This is a genomic window from Sulfitobacter sp. 15WGC (assembly GCF_005068605.1).
Lineage (GTDB): Bacteria > Pseudomonadota > Alphaproteobacteria > Rhodobacterales > Rhodobacteraceae > Sulfitobacter > Sulfitobacter faviae.
Genome location: NZ_SZNL01000007.1, coordinates 60405 through 75373 on the forward strand (window position 1 = coordinate 60405; position 14969 = coordinate 75373).

At 63.1% G+C, this 14969-nt stretch carries 16 protein-coding genes; 8 read left to right on the forward strand and 8 right to left on the reverse strand.

Annotation, left to right across the window (positions count from 1 at the left end):
- Positions 1–3: 3 nt before the first annotated feature.
- The 5 genes from FCK22_RS07710 to FCK22_RS07730 form a co-directional block, all read right to left on the reverse strand.
- On the reverse strand, positions 4–2991 hold the full coding sequence (locus tag FCK22_RS07710) for a formate dehydrogenase subunit alpha (RefSeq protein ID WP_067266576.1): 2988 nt from the start codon (positions 2989–2991) through the stop codon (positions 4–6).
- Positions 2992–3092: 101 nt separating this feature from the next.
- Positions 3093–3305: a twin-arginine translocation pathway signal protein gene (locus FCK22_RS07715; RefSeq protein ID WP_067266573.1), complete on the reverse strand. Its 213-nt coding sequence runs from the start codon at positions 3303–3305 to the stop codon at positions 3093–3095.
- Positions 3306–3370: 65 nt separating this feature from the next.
- On the reverse strand, positions 3371–3979 hold the full coding sequence (locus FCK22_RS07720; RefSeq protein WP_067266571.1) for a molecular chaperone TorD family protein: 609 nt from the start codon (positions 3977–3979) through the stop codon (positions 3371–3373).
- Complete coding sequence (locus FCK22_RS07725; RefSeq protein WP_067266568.1) at positions 3976–4608, reverse strand: DUF3306 domain-containing protein; 633 nt, start codon at positions 4606–4608, stop codon at positions 3976–3978. The genes FCK22_RS07720 and FCK22_RS07725 overlap by 4 nt, the downstream gene beginning before the upstream one ends.
- Positions 4605–5144 carry a DUF3305 domain-containing protein gene (locus tag FCK22_RS07730; RefSeq protein WP_067266595.1) on the reverse strand — a complete coding sequence of 180 codons (540 nt, stop codon included), beginning with the start codon at positions 5142–5144 and terminating at the stop codon, positions 4605–4607. The genes FCK22_RS07725 and FCK22_RS07730 overlap by 4 nt, the downstream gene beginning before the upstream one ends.
- Positions 5145–5525: 381 nt before the next feature.
- On the opposite strand from FCK22_RS07730, the gene FCK22_RS07735 reads away from it, so the two are divergent.
- The 5 genes from FCK22_RS07735 to FCK22_RS07755 are packed head-to-tail and all read left to right on the forward strand — an operon-like array spanning position 5526 to position 9991.
- Positions 5526–7490: a 4Fe-4S binding protein gene (locus tag FCK22_RS07735; RefSeq protein WP_067266565.1), complete on the forward strand. Its 1965-nt coding sequence runs from the start codon at positions 5526–5528 to the stop codon at positions 7488–7490.
- Positions 7491–7516: 26 nt separating this feature from the next.
- Positions 7517–7720, forward strand: a complete 204-nt coding sequence (locus FCK22_RS07740) for a DUF6494 family protein (protein WP_067266562.1) — start codon at positions 7517–7519, stop codon at positions 7718–7720.
- 5 nt (positions 7721–7725) lie between these two features.
- On the forward strand, positions 7726–8796 hold the full coding sequence (apbC, locus tag FCK22_RS07745) for an iron-sulfur cluster carrier protein ApbC (protein ID WP_067266559.1): 1071 nt from the start codon (positions 7726–7728) through the stop codon (positions 8794–8796).
- Positions 8793–9509, forward strand: a complete 717-nt coding sequence (locus FCK22_RS07750; RefSeq protein WP_136720359.1) for a biotin/lipoate--protein ligase family protein — start codon at positions 8793–8795, stop codon at positions 9507–9509. Before apbC ends, FCK22_RS07750 begins: the two co-directional genes overlap by 4 nt.
- A complete protein-coding gene (locus tag FCK22_RS07755; RefSeq protein WP_067266555.1) occupies positions 9506–9991 on the forward strand; it encodes a DUF6505 family protein in 486 nt (161 codons plus the stop codon). Before FCK22_RS07750 ends, FCK22_RS07755 begins: the two co-directional genes overlap by 4 nt.
- Positions 9992–10033: 42 nt before the next feature.
- Here FCK22_RS07755 and FCK22_RS07760 read toward each other — a convergent pair whose 3' ends face one another.
- From FCK22_RS07760 to FCK22_RS07770, 3 genes are read right to left on the reverse strand one after another with little or no spacing between them, the layout of a single operon-like run.
- The gene (locus FCK22_RS07760) at positions 10034–10846 is read right to left on the reverse strand and encodes a substrate-binding domain-containing protein (RefSeq protein WP_067266553.1); all 813 of its coding nucleotides are present in this window, start codon (positions 10844–10846) and stop codon (positions 10034–10036) included.
- Complete coding sequence (locus tag FCK22_RS07765) at positions 10843–11556, reverse strand: ATP-binding cassette domain-containing protein (protein WP_231886383.1); 714 nt, start codon at positions 11554–11556, stop codon at positions 10843–10845. Before FCK22_RS07765 ends, FCK22_RS07760 begins: the two co-directional genes overlap by 4 nt.
- Entirely contained in the window at positions 11553–12257 is a 705-nt protein-coding gene (locus tag FCK22_RS07770; RefSeq protein ID WP_067266547.1) for an ABC transporter permease, read from the reverse strand. The genes FCK22_RS07765 and FCK22_RS07770 overlap by 4 nt, the downstream gene beginning before the upstream one ends.
- Before the next feature lie 452 nt (positions 12258–12709).
- Between FCK22_RS07770 and repA the strand changes: the two genes are divergently transcribed.
- The 3 genes from repA to FCK22_RS19270 are packed head-to-tail and all read left to right on the forward strand — an operon-like array spanning position 12710 to position 14878.
- On the forward strand, positions 12710–13885 hold the full coding sequence (repA, locus tag FCK22_RS07775) for a plasmid partitioning protein RepA (protein ID WP_067266546.1): 1176 nt from the start codon (positions 12710–12712) through the stop codon (positions 13883–13885).
- The gene (gene repB / locus FCK22_RS07780; protein WP_248646463.1) at positions 13885–14667 is read left to right on the forward strand and encodes a plasmid partitioning protein RepB; all 783 of its coding nucleotides are present in this window, start codon (positions 13885–13887) and stop codon (positions 14665–14667) included. Before repA ends, repB begins: the two co-directional genes overlap by 1 nt.
- A complete protein-coding gene (locus FCK22_RS19270) occupies positions 14624–14878 on the forward strand; it encodes a hypothetical protein (RefSeq protein ID WP_248646465.1) in 255 nt (84 codons plus the stop codon). The genes repB and FCK22_RS19270 overlap by 44 nt, the downstream gene beginning before the upstream one ends.
- Positions 14879–14969: the final 91 nt, after the last annotated feature.

Genomic DNA, 14969 nt, shown 5'->3' on the forward strand with positions numbered 1-14969 from the left:
TCCTTACGCTGGCATGATCTTGCAGAGAGTCGCTTTGGTCTCCTGCATTTGCGTCACTGAATCGTAGCCGTAGGTCTGCACGGTGTTGGTGCTTTCGCCCAGCACGATCGGGTCGGCCCCATCGGGGTATTTGTCCCGCAGGCTGACGCCGCCCATGTGCCCGCCGAAGTGGAAGGGCATGAAGGCCACCCCCTCGCCCACCCGTTCGGTGACCAGGGCCATCACCTTGATCTTCCCGCCCTCCGGGCCTTCGACCCAGACATCGGACCCGTCGCGCACACCGAGGTTGTTGGCGTCACGGGTGTTGATCTCGATGAACATGTTCTGTTGCAGCTCGGCCAGCCATGGGTTCGACCGGGTCTCATCCCCGCCGCCCTCATATTCGACCAGACGGCCAGAGGTGAGGATGATCGGGAATTCCTGCGAGAAGTCGTTCTTTTGGATCGACGCATAGAGCGTTGGCACCCGCCAGAAGGTCTTGTCGTCATAGGTCGGATAATCCGCCACCAGATCACGCCGGTTGGAATAAAGCGGCTCGCGGTGTTTCGGCACCGGATCGGGGAAGGTCCAGACCACGCAGCGGGCCTTGGCGTTGCCGAAGGGGGCGCAGCCATGTGCAATCGCCACCCGCTGGATGCCGCCCGACAGGTCGGTCTTCCAGTTGATGCCGCCAACTTGAGCCACATAATCGGAATCAATCTCACCCTGTTGCGAGGTTTCACCGACTTCCGCCTGCCCGTCATCGGCGTTTTGCGGCGCTTCGTAACCGGCGACGGCTTCGATGATGCGACGCTCATCCGCTGTCAGATCACTGTCCCACCCCAGATCCATCAGCATTTGCATGGTGAATTCGGGATAGCCATCCTTGATCTCGGACCCTTTGGAATAGACGCCCTCGGCCAGCAGGTTCTCACCATCACGTTCCACACCGAAACGGGCGCGGAAGGTCAGACCGCCATCGGCCACCGGCAGCGACATGTCATAAAGGTTCGCCGTGCCCGGGTGCTTCATTTCGGGCGTGCCCCAGCAGGGCCACGGCATGCCGTAGTAATCGCCATCCGCCGGGCCGCCGACGGCGCGCAGGGTGGTTTTGTCGAAAGTATGCTGGTTCTGCATGTGCATCTTCATCCGCTCGGGCGACTGCCCGGTGTAGCCGATGGTCCACATGCCCTTGTTGAACTCGCGCGTCAGGTCTTCGATGAGCGGCTCTTCACCATTCACCTCGATGTTGCGGAACATGCGATCTTCAAAGCCGAATTTCTTGGCGAATTTATAGAGGATCGTGTGGTCGGGCAGGCTCTCAAACAGCGGCTCCACGACCTTTTCGCGCCACTGGAGCGAGCGGTTGGATGCGGTGACCGAGCCGGAGGTTTCAAACTGCGTACAGGCCGGCAGAAGATATGTGTCTTCGGTGCGGTCATGCAGAACGGCGGAAACGGTGGGATATGGGTCGACCACGACCAAAAGGTCGAGTTTCTCCATCGCCGTTTTCATCTCGCCCTGACGGGTTTGCGAGTTCGGCGCGTGGCCCCAGAGCACCATCGCTTTGGTGTTGTCGGGCTGTTCGAGGTTCTCACGATCCTCAAGCACGCCGTCGATCCAACGCGACACCGGGATGCCGGTGAGGTTGATCATGCGCTGCTCTTCGCCTGCGCCATCGGTCCAAGCGGCGAAACGGCTCTGGATCCATTCCAGATCCTCACCCCAAACGCGCGCCCAATGCGCCCAAGAGCCATCGGACAGACCGTAGTAGCCCGGCAGCGTGTCGGCCAGAACGCCAAGGTCAGTGGCGCCCTGCACGTTGTCGTGGCCGCGGAAGATGTTGGTGCCGCCGCCCGCGGTGCCCATGTTGCCAAGGGCAAGCTGCAAGATGCAGTAGGCGCGGGTGTTGTTGTTGCCGTTGGTGTGCTGCGTGCCACCCATGCACCAGATCACGGTGCCGGGACGGTGGTTGGCCAGCGTCCGCGCGACGCGGCGGAGCTGCTCGCCCGGCACGCCGGTGACGCGCTCGACCTCATCGGGCGTCCAGTTGGCGACTTCCTTGCGGATCTCATCCATGCCCCAAACGCGGGTGCGGATGAATTCCTCATCCTCCCAGCCGTTCTCGAAGATGTGGTAGAGGATGCCCCAGACCAGCGCCACATCCGAGCCGGGACGCATGCGCACATATTCGTCGGCATGGGCCGCGGTGCGGGTGAAACGCGGGTCGCAGACGATGAGCGGCGCGTTGTTTTCTTCCTTCGCCTTCAGCACGTGCTGAAGCGAGACCGGGTGCGCCTCGGCAGGGTTGCCGCCGATGATGAAGATCGCACGCGACTTGTGGATGTCGTTGTAGCTGTTGGTCATGGCGCCGTAGCCCCATGTGTTCGCCACGCCCGCCACGGTGGTGGAGTGGCAAATCCGCGCCTGGTGGTCGACGTTGTTGGTGCCCCAGTAAGCCGCGAACTTGCGGAACAGATAGGCCTGTTCGTTGGAGTGTTTCGCCGAGCCCAGCCAGTAAACCGAATCCGGGCCAGAGGTGTCGCGGATCGACAGCATCTTGTCGCCGATCTCGTTGATCGCCTGATCCCAAGAGATCCGCTGCCATTCGCCGCCGACCTTTTTCATCGGGTACTTCAGGCGGCGCTCGCCATGGGCGTGCTCACGGACCGAAGCGCCCTTGGCGCAATGCGCGCCGAGGTTGAAGGGGCTGTCCCAACCGGGTTCCTGACCCAGCCAGACACCGTCCGACACTTCGGCGATGACGGTACAACCGACCGAGCAATGGGTGCAGACGGATTTCTTGACTTCCATCTTCCCGCTGACAGCGGCGGTGGCGGCGCTGGCCTGTTGCACGCTGCCCGCGGTGCCCGCGATCGCGGCAAGCCCACCGATGGCAAGGCCCGAGCCGCGCAGGAACGCGCGCCGGTCAATACCGCTGCGCGCCACATCGGACATGATGCCTGTCCGCTGCGCAGACCGCGCGACCCCATTGGTCTTTTTCCTCAACATATCTTCACTCCCTATGCGCGGGCTGGCCCCGCCTGAGGTGGCTATTGAACGGCGGGCGTTGTCGCCCTGCCAATTTTCGGGGCCGCGCCCCGGTTATCTGGTCAGAACCGCGCAGCGGCGTAATAGGCGCGCGTGTGTTCGGTGTCTTGGATACGGTCCGACGACAGGTCGGGCGCCTTGGCCGCTTCGGCCTCGGTCCCGGTGGTGGCCACGGCGACGGCGGCCAAAGGCGCGGCGCTGCCCGCGAATTTCAGGAAGTCGCGCCGATCTTTGCGAACGGCTGTGTCGGTGGATCCCTCTGGCTTGCGTGTCATCTTCTCTCTCCTGTTACGTCTTTGGTTCAGGGGCGCGCGGCCCCGCCTGTCTCATCCCGCTCGGTCTAGTCGTCTTTGCTCAGCCGAAAGGCTTCGGCCTCGATCTGCATGAAGGCCCGTCCGATCTTGCCCACCGGAGCGTAGAAGACCGAGTTTTTCGCGCCTTCGAGGTCGGCAAAGAAATGGCCGGCCCAGGGGGCGATATGCCGGTTAAAGAATGTCTTTTGCTGTGCCACCGTGGCGGGGGCCGAGAAACGGCCTGCGATCATCGCGCCCATCATCTCCATCAATGAGGCGATGTTGTCTTCGGGCTCGAACACATTCGCCGCCCGCTCCAAGCCGCGGGCGACCATGTCTTGGCGCAGCGCCGCGAGCGGCTTTTCGTTGAGAAAGCCGGTGAGGTAGAAGCTGGCATAGGGCAACAGTTCGCCCCGGCCCAAACCGATAAAGAGCCGGTTGAACTCGCTCTCGGCGCCTGCGGGTTTGGTCTTGGCGGCCAGTTTGGAGAGCGCTTTGAACCCCTGCCCCAATTCGCTGTCGTCGCCCGACAGGGCGGCACATTGATCCAGCAGGATCTGATCCGGCGGGCCGGAAAGGATCAGCCCCATAAAGTTGTAGAGGTCCGCGCGCAGGCGGTCTTCTTCGGGCAGGGGCGTTGCGGCCAATTGGGTCATGCGCTGCTACCTTCCATGTCCTGTGCCAGATCGCTGGCAAAGTGAAACCGCATGCGGCGGTGGGTCGGCGCAGGCTGCGCCTCGGCGTCTTCTTCCGGGGCCGCGGCTTGCGCCTGATGGGGCGCGTCTTGAGCCAGAGCGGTTTCGGTCCGCCGCGGGCCCGGCACGACGACATCATGGGTCGGCGCTAGCGCAGGCGCTTCTGCCTCAGCCATCTCTTCCGGCGCGTCAGCCTCGGCGGTCAGCACCTCTTCGACCTTCGCGACCATGCCCCGGCCCACTTTGTAGATCGTGTTGACCGGCTTTCCAGCGGTGGCCGCCGCTGTGTAATCGTCGTCATAGTCGTTCAACCCGTCAAGGCAGGCCAGCACCGGGTTGGTTTTCCAAAAGCTGCGCAGCGCGCGGGTCTTGAGCCGTTGCGGCAGTTGCGCCTTGAGAAAGGCACGCAGCTGTTCGCCGCTTACCAGATCCTCAGGCGCGGGCAGGTCGAACTCGGCCAAGAGATCATCATCGCTGCGCTCGGCCAAGGCGGCCTCTTCGGCGGCAGCGGCGCGGGCTTCGTGAAGGCGCGCATCGGCCTCCGCCTCGGCGGCGACGGCGGCGCGGCGCTTTTGCCAGAAACCGCTCATGCCAGACGCTTTCGCTTTAACGCGGGCGAGGCGTAGATGTCGGCGGGCTTTTCGATGCGCGGGTCGCCGATACCGTCTTGCTTGCGATCGGTGCGCAGACGATCCCGGCGGCGTTTGACGAAGGCTTCCTCTTGGTGGAACTCTTCGACGAATTCCTGCACCCAAGCGATCAACCCCGGCGTCATCGCGACCTTTTCCACGACCTCTTCGGCGCTGTCGCAATAGTCCTGCGCCTCATAGGGCGAGGCGGTAACCAGCGCGAGTTTGAAGGGTCGGTCTGTCGCGCCGGGAATGGGGCGCATGACGACATAGACACATGGCACATCCGCGCCCAGCCCGTGCACATAGGCCTCGGTCTCGGCGCCGTGGAGCTCCAGCTTGAGGGTCGCGGCGTGGTATTCGACGGTCTCACCCTCGCGGCGCAGCTCACGCCAATCCGCTTTTTCAGCACCGGGCAGCACGGCGGTCGCTTTCCAGCTCCACTTGGCCCAACGGGTCACACCAGGCGCGCGCCGCAGTACAATGCCCAAGGGCATCGTCCGATACATTGTCGGGTTGTGAATCAAGTCGCTCCTCCGTTTCGAAGACCTTCGCCGGAAAGCCCGGTCCGGGGGAAGCGCTAATCCGCGCCGAGGCCCGAAAAACCCGGCTTTCGAGACAAGATGGCCCGCCGGGTCTGCCCGTCAATGGCGCCTCGGCCTATTTGTCTAACTTGAGTATTTTGATCGGAAAACAGTCGAATCGCCGATATCGAATCACCCGGGCGGCAAGGAGCCGCGCCGCCCCGCCGATCGCCCCTGTCGCGGGGCGGGCGCGGCGCGAATTTCGGTTGTAGGGGGTGGCAAATCCCGTCTAGCTTGGGGCCTCAGCCGCCGCCGGAGAGGCCGCGGATTGACGGGCGAGATAAGGGAAAATTCATGGCCAAGACATTGATAACATGCGATTGCGCAGGGTCGCAGCGTATCGATTCCGATGCATTGGCCGAGCGTAGCGGTTTGGCGGTCTCCCCCCCCTGTTCGGCCCTTTGCACCACCCAGATCGACCGCGCGGCCAAGGCGCTCACCGCGGGCGATGCGATTTTATGCTGCACCCAAGAAGAGCGGGTCTTTACCGAATTGGCCGAGGAATTGGGCCTGCCCCCTGCCCCCCTCTTGGACCTGCGCGACCGGGCCGGATGGTCCGATGACCCCCGGGACAAACTACCCAAAATGTCCGCCCTCGCGACGGAAGCGCTGCTGGACGTTCCGGCTGAAAAAACCATCGACGTCGCCTCGGGAGGTCTGTGCCTGATCGTCGGTCGAGGCCCGGCGGCTCTGGAAGCAGCGGCGCAACTCAAGGACCACCTCAGCGTCACGCTGTTGATGGACGACGCGGTGACCGAGGCCGAGGACAATCTGCCCGAGGTCCGCGATTTCGATCTCATCTCCGGCAAGCTGCGCCGCGCCAAGGGTGCGCTTGGCCAGTTCGAGGTGGTGATCGACGCGCTGCGGCAGGTCGACCCGCGCGGCCGTGGCCCGCTGACCTGGACCGCGCCGCGCGACGGCGCGCGCAGCCAGTGCGACATCATCCTCGACCTGCGCGGCGAAACGCCGCTTTTCCCCGCGCATGAGAAACGCGAAGGCTACCTGCGCGCTGATCCGGGCCACCCGCCCGCCGTGGCCGCTGCCGTGCTCGCCGCCTCGCATCTCACCGGCACCTTCGAGCAACCGCTCTACGTCCGTATCGAGCCGCTTCTTTGCGCCCATTCCCGCGCCGGGCAGACCGGCTGCACCGCCTGTCTCGACCTCTGCCCTACCGGCGCGATCACCCCCGACGGCGATCACGTCACTGTCGATCCGATGATCTGCGCGGGCTGCGGCGCCTGTTCCTCGGCCTGCCCCTCGGGCGCGATCAGCTATGACGCGCCGCCCGTAGATTTCACGATGCGCCGAGTGCAGACATTGGCCCGCGCCTATCTCGAAGCTGGCGGCGACGCACCGCGCCTGCTGGTCCACGACGCCCACGGCGCCGAGATGATCCGCCTCGCCGCGCGGCACGGGCGCGGGCTGCCTGCGGACGTGGTGCCGATGGAACTCGACGCGCTCGCCGCCTTCGGCCATGCCGAGGCACTCGCCGCCCTCTCCGCCGGTTTCGCCCATGTCTCGCTACTCCTCGGCCCCAAGGCCGACCGCGACGCCATCGAGACCCAGACCGCGCTGGCCCGCGCCATCGCGGGCGAGGCGCGGATGTCCCTCATCGACACGCCCGATCCCGAGGCGCTGACCGATCTCCTCTACGATGGCGCGGCCCCTGCCCCCGTCGCCCAGCCGGTGCGCCCCATGGGCAGCCGCCGCCAGATCGCCCGCCAATCCGCCCGCGCGCTGAACCCCGAGGCGGAGGTGCTCGACCTGCCCGCCGGTGCTCCCTACGGTGCCGTGCTCGTGGACAAGGACGCCTGCACGCTCTGCCTCTCCTGCGTCTCGCTCTGCCCCTCAGGGGCGCTTGGCGACAACCCGGACCTCCCGCAACTGCGCTTTCAAGAGGACGCCTGCCTGCAATGCGGCCTCTGCGCCAATGTCTGCCCCGAGGATGCCATCACCCTCGCGCCGCGCCTCGACCTGACCGAGGCGGCGCTGAGCCAGCGCGTGCTGAACGAGGAAGAACCCTTTGCCTGCGTGGAATGCGGCAGCCTCTTCGGCGTGAAATCCACCGTCGAGCGGATCACCGACAAGCTGCGCAGCCATTCCATGTTTGCCGACGAGGCCAAGCTGCGGATGATCCAGATGTGCGATGACTGCCGCATCAATGCGCAGTATCACAGCACGAACAACCCGATGACGGGCGGCGAACGCCCCCGTCCCCGCACCACCGACGATTACCTCTCCAAACGGCGCGACCACTAGGCCGCCCCCAAGCACAGGAGCCACCCATGAGCGAAGACTTCAACATGTCGATGCGCAAGTTTCTCAAACAGGTCGGCGTGACCTCGCAGCAGGCCATCGAGAAAGCCATGCGCGAGCATGACACCGCCGGCAAAAATTTCCCGGTGAAGGCCGTGATCTCGATCCCGGAACTGGGACTGGAACATACCATCGACGGCACCATCGCCGGCGCGGATAAGGGCGAGGCATAAGCGACGTGACTGCCAGCAGAGACGCGGTCCTGACCGCCTTGAAGACCGTGACCGATCCGGCCACGGGCACCGATATCGTGGCCAGCGGCGTGATGCGCGCGCTCAACGTGGATGACGCAGGCGCGGTGCGTTTCGTGATGGAAATCCCGCCCGCGCAGGCCAAGGCCTACGAGGAAGCCAAGGCGCAGGCCGAAGCCGCACTGGCAAAGGTCGAGGGGGTCTCGAAAGTCTCCATCGTGCTGACCGGCCACAGCGAGAAGGCTCCGCCCCCGGACCTCAAGCCGCAGCGCAAAACGGAGCCTTCGGGCCCGCAGAAGATCCCCGGTGTTGACCGGATCATCGCCGTGGCCTCGGGCAAGGGCGGTGTCGGCAAATCGACCGTTTCGGCGAACCTCGCCTGTGCGCTGGCCGCGCAAGGGCGCCGCGTGGGCCTGCTGGACGCGGATGTCTACGGCCCCAGCCAACCGCGGATGCTCGGCGTCACGGGCCGCCCGGCCTCGCCCGATGGCAAGACCATCCTGCCGATGCGCAACCACGGCGTCACCATGATGTCGATCGGGCTCATGACCAACGAGGATCAGGCCGTGGTCTGGCGCGGGCCGATGCTGATGGGCGCGTTGCAGCAGATGATGACGCAGGTGCAATGGGGCGCGCTCGACGTGCTGATCGTGGACCTGCCGCCGGGCACCGGCGACGTGCAGATGACACTGGCGCAAAAGGCGCGGGTCGATGGCGCGATAATCGTCTCTACGCCGCAGGATGTGGCCCTGATCGATGCGCGCAAGGGCATCGACATGTTCAACCAGCTGAAGGTCCCGATCCTCGGCATGATCGAGAACATGTCGACCCATGTCTGCTCGAACTGTGGCCACGAAGAGCATGTCTTCGGTCACGGCGGTGTCGCCTCGGAAGCGGAGAAATGGGGCGTGCCGCTGCTCGCCGAAGTGCCGCTCGACCTGCAGATCCGCCTCGCCTCCGACGGTGGCGCGCCGATCACCGTGAGCCAGCCCGACAGCAAGCAGGCCGCGGCCTTCCATGCCATCGCCAAGACATTGGTCGACAGCGGCGCGGCATGAGCGAGACCCTGTCCTTTCCCCCGTTGATGTCGGGCGAGGCGGTGACGGGCGATGCCCTCGCCGCCGCCTGCGCCCGCGCGGCCGAGGGCTGCGACGCGGGGCTGATTTGCTACCGGCTGGACGGGGCCGAGATCGAGGCCGCACTGGTCTTTGCCCCCGAGGTGCCGCTGGCGCGCGCCGTGGCGATGCTGCCGCTCTGCGGCGTCGGATTTCAAAACGCCCTCGGCGCGCTGTCGCCGCCTGAGGTGGCGGTGCAGCTCGACTGGGACGGCGGCATCCGCCTCAACGGCGCCTCCTGTGGCCGCTTTCGCATGGCGGCCTCCACGAATGACGCTCAGGCGGTCCCCGACTGGCTCGTCGTGGGCTTCACCCTGCCTCTCTACCCCGCCGACGATCCCGAGATGACCCGGACCGGCCTCACCCCCGATCAAACCGCGCTCTATGCCGAAGGCTGTGCCGAGGTCCAGCCCCCTGCCCTCGTGGAATCCTGGGCGCGGCACAGCTTGCATTGGATCAACCGCTGGGAAGACCTCGGCCCGAAAGCGCTTCATAGTGAATGGCGCGGGTTGGTCTTCAACCTCGACACACAGGTGACCGTGCAGGGCCAAAGCAGTAGATTCATCGGTGTCGACGAGGATTTCGGCATGTTACTGCGGGACGGAGAGACCACCCGCCTGATCCCGCTCACCACCCTAATGGAGCCCGCCCCATGACCCTCAAACTCGCCCGCGCGATCCATTTCGACGAAAGCGACCGCAACGTCTTTGCCTCCCCCGCCCGCACCGGCGAATGGTGCATCTCGGGCGGCTTCGAGTTCTCGGACTGGACCGAGGGTGACCTGACCGGCAAGGCGCGCCAAGCCTTTGCCAACGGGTGGCTGGGGCTGGAAACCTTTGGCCGCGTCACCTTCGCGGCCGTCACCCAGATCGAAGAGGCCGAGGTCGAAGCGCTCACGGCCCTGCTGGCGCAGCATTTCGTGACCTACTACGGCGCACCCTCGGTCGATGCCGCGCGCCCCGTGGCGAAAGAGGAGCTGGCGCAGATGGTCGATCTCTGCGCCGACCACGCGCCCAATTGCCTGCTCACCGTGGCGCGCGAACTGACCGAGGCGGGCGTGCGCGAGAGCTTCCGCATGATCCAGCCGCAGGACGCAGGCCTCGAGCAATTCGCCATCCACGGCGACCTGCCCGACTGAACCACCCGCGCCCCGGCGGGCGCGGATGGTCTCTAACAAAGGCTATTCAGCCTCTGCCGCGTTGAAGACAAAGAGCGTCTCACCGTTGATCTTGTAGTCATTGATCAGGGTTTTCGCGCGGTCTGATGTCAGCCAAACCTCCAACTTCAAGGCCAGTTCGTTTTTCACATGGCCATGCATTTCAGGGTTCACCGGCAGATAGGCATACTGGTTAAACAGAACCGGATCGCCCGCGTAGAGCAGCGCCAGATCGCCCTTATTGCCGAAGTTCAGCCAGCTCGCGCGGTCCGACATGACATAGGCGGGCATCCCCGACGCGGTGTTGAGCGCGGCGCCCATGCCCGCGCCGACAGCGTTGTACCAATCCCCGAATGTCGCCGGGTCAAGGCCCGCTTCGTCCCAGAGGGACAGTTCCTTCTTATGGGTGCCGCTGTCGTCCCCCCGGCTCACGAAGGCAGATTCCGCCTCGGCAATTGCGCCCAAGGCAGCCGTGGCCGCCTCTGACCCTTCGATGCCCGCCGGATCGTCTTTCGGCCCGATGAAGACGAAATCGTTATACATGATCTCGGTCCGGTGGCTGCCATAGCCGCCTTCGACAAAGGCTTCTTCTGCTTTGCGCGAATGGACGAGGATCGCATCCACGTCGCCCGCCTCGCCCAGTTTGATCGCTTGGCCGGTGCCGACGACCAGCAGTTGCACGTCCAGATCAAGGTCCGCAGCGATCTCGGGCAGGAGCACATCAGCAAGGCCCGAGTTGTTGAACGAGGTGGTCACCGCCATCTTCATCACATCCGCGGCCTGCGCGGCACTGCTCATCGCCAGCGCGGAAATTGCGCCGATCATCCAATGTTTCATTCTACGATATCTCCTCTTAGAAATGCCTGAGCCTCTGCGGTCACAGGTTGGTTGAAAAACTCAGCCGCGGGACCGGCCTCATGCAGACGGCCCCCCAGCAGAAACAAAACGTCATCGGCCAAACGGCGGGCTTGGCCAAGGTCATGTGTCGATAGGATCAGCCGCGTGCCGGTCGATTTCGCCGATTGCAAAATCGCCTCGATCTCTCGCGTGGCACGCCCGTCCAATGCGGCACAGGGCTCATCCAGAAACAGCAATTTGGGTTTGCAGATTAGCGCACGCGCAAGGGCCAACTTTTGCTGCTCACCGCCCGAGAGCACCGGGGCCGCGCGGCTCAAAAGCGGCTCTAACCCGACGCGGTTGGCCCATTCCTTGGCTTCTTTTCGCGCGTGGGCCTTTGACACCCCGCGCAGGCGCAAGGGGTAGATGAGGTTCTCAAGCACCGTCCGCCGCAGCATAACAGGGCGCTGAAAGACAAATGCTTGGTGATGCCGCGCCTCCTCGGTCGAGCAGGCCCACTCAATCTCTCCCGCCGAGAGCCGGGCGGTGCCGTGCAGCAATTGCAACAGCGTGGTCTTCCCCGCGCCGTTCGGCCCCATCACCACCGTAGCGCCCTGACCGTCCAGCGTCAGATCAATCGGCCCCACCAGCCGCTGCCCCCGCCTGCGGCTTTCGATCGCTTTGGCCCGCATCGGGAAAAGTTGCGTCACCACCGGCCCTCCCGCTCTGTCCGGCCCAGCCAATGGATGGCGAGGTTCACCGCCACCGCCAGCCCGATGAGCACGAACCCGAGGGCGAGCGCCAAGGCGAACTCCCCCTTCCCAGTTTCAAGCGCGATGGCCGTGGTCAACACGCGCGTTGCATGGTCGATGTTGCCGCCGACGATCATGATCGCTCCGACCTCGCCAATCGCGCGGCCAAACCCCGCAAGTGCCGCAGTCAGCAATGCGCGGCGCGAGTCCCAGAGCAGAGTTCGTATCTTCTGGCCCTGCGTGACATTCATCGAAATCAGAAGGTCATGATATTCCTGCCAAAGCTCACGGATCGACTGATGCGCGATGGAAGCAATCAGGGGCACGATAATGATCACCTGCGCGATGATCATCGCCGTCGGCGTGAAGAGCAACCCAAACACCCCAAGCGGCCCGGAGCGGGAGAGAACTACATAGACGATCAGCCCCACCACGACCGGCGGCAGCCCCATGAGCGCGTTCAACATGGCAATGACCAACCGCCTTGCGCGGAAGCGTTTGACGGCGACCAAAGCGGCGAGGGGCAGCGCGATCAGGCAGGCGAAAGCCAAAGCAGAGAGGGTCACACGAAGGGACCGGCCGGCGATCTCCACCAGCTCGGCATCGAAGGTGAAGACAAGCCAAAAGGCCTGCGTGATACCGCTCCAAATATCGACCATCTCGCGGAGGCCTCCTCCGAATAGGAGCCCGCGGCCCCATCGCCCGCGCAGAGTGTCAGGACTATCCTTCGGACGCCAGAGCCTGTGGGCGTGAAAATACCTAGTAAGACAGGCTGGGTTTGATTTTACCTCGCTCAGAAGGACGGAAGGTCAACTTGACCCACCTGCGATTCCCGCAAAAGGAAGGATGTGGCTCTAACAAGGGCAAGCGAACTCGCCCGTGGGGCCAACTCGTGGCTGGCAAGTGCCTCTAGCCGCAAGAATAGTTTTACTGTTTATTTACAATCTATTATGCAGAATACGGCATTCTATCTTTGCGTCTGGCCCAGATAATTAATGCCGTCTTGCCCTCTCCTTCCGCAAGAATCTATTGCAAGCTTCGCTCCAATCGCATTAAGTAACGGAAACAAAAGCGCTACCGAATAATAGCGTTACTGAGAGCGAGGGCAGATGTGACGGACACGGTACACATCAATACACGGATCCGCCGTAATGCGGAAACGCTTTCCGAGGCGTTGGAAAGTCACATGCTGAAGGTCTTTGCGCCCGACGCGCGCAAGGAGTTGCGCCGGTTCTCCGCCGGGGAAGCGGCTGAATTGCTTGGCATTTCCACGAGCTTCCTTCGCAAACTCCACTTCGATAATAAGATCGTCGATGTCCAGACCAGCCCCGGCGGGAGGCGGCACTACAGTGCGGACGATCTGCTCTCGATCCGGCGGACATTGGAATCCACCGCCAAAACCCGCGGCGCCTATCAACGCGGCCGTCGTGAAGGGGATAAACTGCAAGTATTGTCCTTTCTGAACTTCAAGGGCGGTAGCGGCAAAACCACGAGCGCGATCCACGCGGCACAGCGGTTGGCCCTCAAAGGCTATCGCGTGCTTTGTGTCGATATCGACCCGCAAGCGTCTCTAACAACGCTGTTTGGCTATCGGCCTGAGTATGATTTCCTGAACTCCGGCACCATTTACGATGCGATCCGCTATGATGATCCCGTCCCCTTGGCCGATGTGATCCAAAACACCTTCTTTACGGGCATTGATTTGGCCCCCGGCGGGTTGATGCTGCAGGAGTTCGAGCACGAAACGCCTCAGGCACTGCTCAACAATACGCAACCACCGTTTTTCGCGCGTTTGGCGACATCTTTGCAGGATGTAGAGCAGAATTACGACGTGGTGATCTTCGATTGCCCGCCGCAATTGGGCTATTTGACCATGTCCGCGCTTTGCGCCTCGACGGGTGTGTTGATCACGGTGGTTCCGAACATGCTTGACGTTGCATCGATGTCGCAATTTCTTCAGATGAGCGCCGATCTGCTTGATGTCGTCTCTAATGCGGGGGCAAGCATGGAGTTCGACTTCCTGCGCTTCCTTATCAATCGCTATGAGCCGAATGACGGGCCGCAGCAGCAGGTTCTATCCTTCTTGCGGCAACTCTTTGACGAGGAAGTCATGGTGGCCCCGATGCTGAAATCCACTGCGATTTCTGACGCGGGGCTGACCCATCAGACCATTTATGAGGTTGACCGGTCGCAGTTTCATCGAACGACCTATGACCGTGCGGTGGATTCACTCAATCTTGTGAATGATGAGATCGAAAGCATGATCCAGAAAGCATGGGGGCGATAATGGCACGCAAAGGTATTCTGTCATCTGCGCCGACGAAGTCTCCAAACACGGAGCTGCCGAAACAGCCTGCGTTAGAGCCGAATAAGAGCCGGAGCAAGCCTAGCCTCATGCCCCGCGGGGCAGTTGGGGCGCTTCAGTCGTCGTTGAACCGGATGCAAGAGAATGCAGTTCAAGAATTGGACGGCAGCCTGATTGATATGGCTGGCGTCGAAGACCGGTTAGGGACTGATACGCAGGCTCAGAAACAGCTTCACGATAGTCTGAAGACCTATGGCCAGCAGGTCCCGGTTCTGGTTCGGCCGCATCCGGAATCCCCGGGACGGTTCGAGATTGTCTACGGGCGGCGGCGACTTCAGGCACTGAAAGCGCTTGGGATGCCGGTTAAAGCGATGGTGCGTCAGTTGGATGACCACGCTTTGGTAATGGCGCAGGGCCAAGAGAATACGGCCCGCCAAGATCTTTCTTTCATCGAGAAAGCGAGTTTTGCGGCTCAGCTCGATGCGGGGGGGCATGACCGGCAGACAATCGCGGATGCGCTTTCGATCGACCTGCCAATGGTCAGCAGGATGCTCAAGGTTGGCCATGCGTTCGATCTGCCCTTTCTGCGGCAGATCGGGTCAGCGCCATCCATCGGGCGGGATCGCTGGATGGCGCTGGTCAAATTGTTTGAACAACCGGGCGCGAAAGAACGGGCAGAAAAACGAATGGCGCGGGCCGATTGGGAAGGATTCACCTCGGATGAGCGGTTTGAGGCGATTTTCGCCGAGGCTCGCGACCCCTGAAAAGTCTACCACCTCCCCTGCCCCATCGGCCAAGCCCCGCACGCTGCGGAGCCGGGATGGCAAGGCGCTGGCGGACATTCGCAGCGGCAAACGCGGTATCACGGTCACCGTTCCCGCGCGCGCAGCGGAGGGTTTTGATAAATGGCTCGATGCACATGCAGAAGAGCTTTTGCAGGAGATTCACGACCGCTGGCAGAAGACCCGCGCGTGAGACATTGAGGAAGTAGCAACAGGAGGCACATCCAAGACCACAAAAGAAAAGCCCCCCAGGATAAATCCCGGAAGGCCCTTCTCAAACTTTG

Coding starts and splice junctions, on each gene's coding strand:
- FCK22_RS07710 (WP_067266576.1), bottom strand. CDS start 2,991: ATGTTGAGGAAAAAGACCAATGGGGTCGCGCGGTCTGCGCAGCGGACA.
- FCK22_RS07715 (WP_067266573.1), bottom strand. CDS start 3,305: ATGACACGCAAGCCAGAGGGATCCACCGACACAGCCGTTCGCAAAGAT.
- FCK22_RS07720 (WP_067266571.1), bottom strand. CDS start 3,979: ATGACCCAATTGGCCGCAACGCCCCTGCCCGAAGAAGACCGCCTGCGC.
- FCK22_RS07725 (WP_067266568.1), bottom strand. CDS start 4,608: ATGAGCGGTTTCTGGCAAAAGCGCCGCGCCGCCGTCGCCGCCGAGGCG.
- FCK22_RS07730 (WP_067266595.1), bottom strand. CDS start 5,144: ATGCCCTTGGGCATTGTACTGCGGCGCGCGCCTGGTGTGACCCGTTGG.
- FCK22_RS07735 (WP_067266565.1), top strand. CDS start 5,526: ATGGCCAAGACATTGATAACATGCGATTGCGCAGGGTCGCAGCGTATC.
- FCK22_RS07740 (WP_067266562.1), top strand. CDS start 7,517: ATGAGCGAAGACTTCAACATGTCGATGCGCAAGTTTCTCAAACAGGTC.
- FCK22_RS07750 (WP_136720359.1), top strand. CDS start 8,793: ATGAGCGAGACCCTGTCCTTTCCCCCGTTGATGTCGGGCGAGGCGGTG.
- FCK22_RS07755 (WP_067266555.1), top strand. CDS start 9,506: ATGACCCTCAAACTCGCCCGCGCGATCCATTTCGACGAAAGCGACCGC.
- FCK22_RS07760 (WP_067266553.1), bottom strand. CDS start 10,846: ATGAAACATTGGATGATCGGCGCAATTTCCGCGCTGGCGATGAGCAGT.
- FCK22_RS07770 (WP_067266547.1), bottom strand. CDS start 12,257: ATGGTCGATATTTGGAGCGGTATCACGCAGGCCTTTTGGCTTGTCTTC.
- repB (WP_248646463.1), top strand. CDS start 13,885: ATGGCACGCAAAGGTATTCTGTCATCTGCGCCGACGAAGTCTCCAAAC.
- FCK22_RS19270 (WP_248646465.1), top strand. CDS start 14,624: ATGAGCGGTTTGAGGCGATTTTCGCCGAGGCTCGCGACCCCTGAAAAG.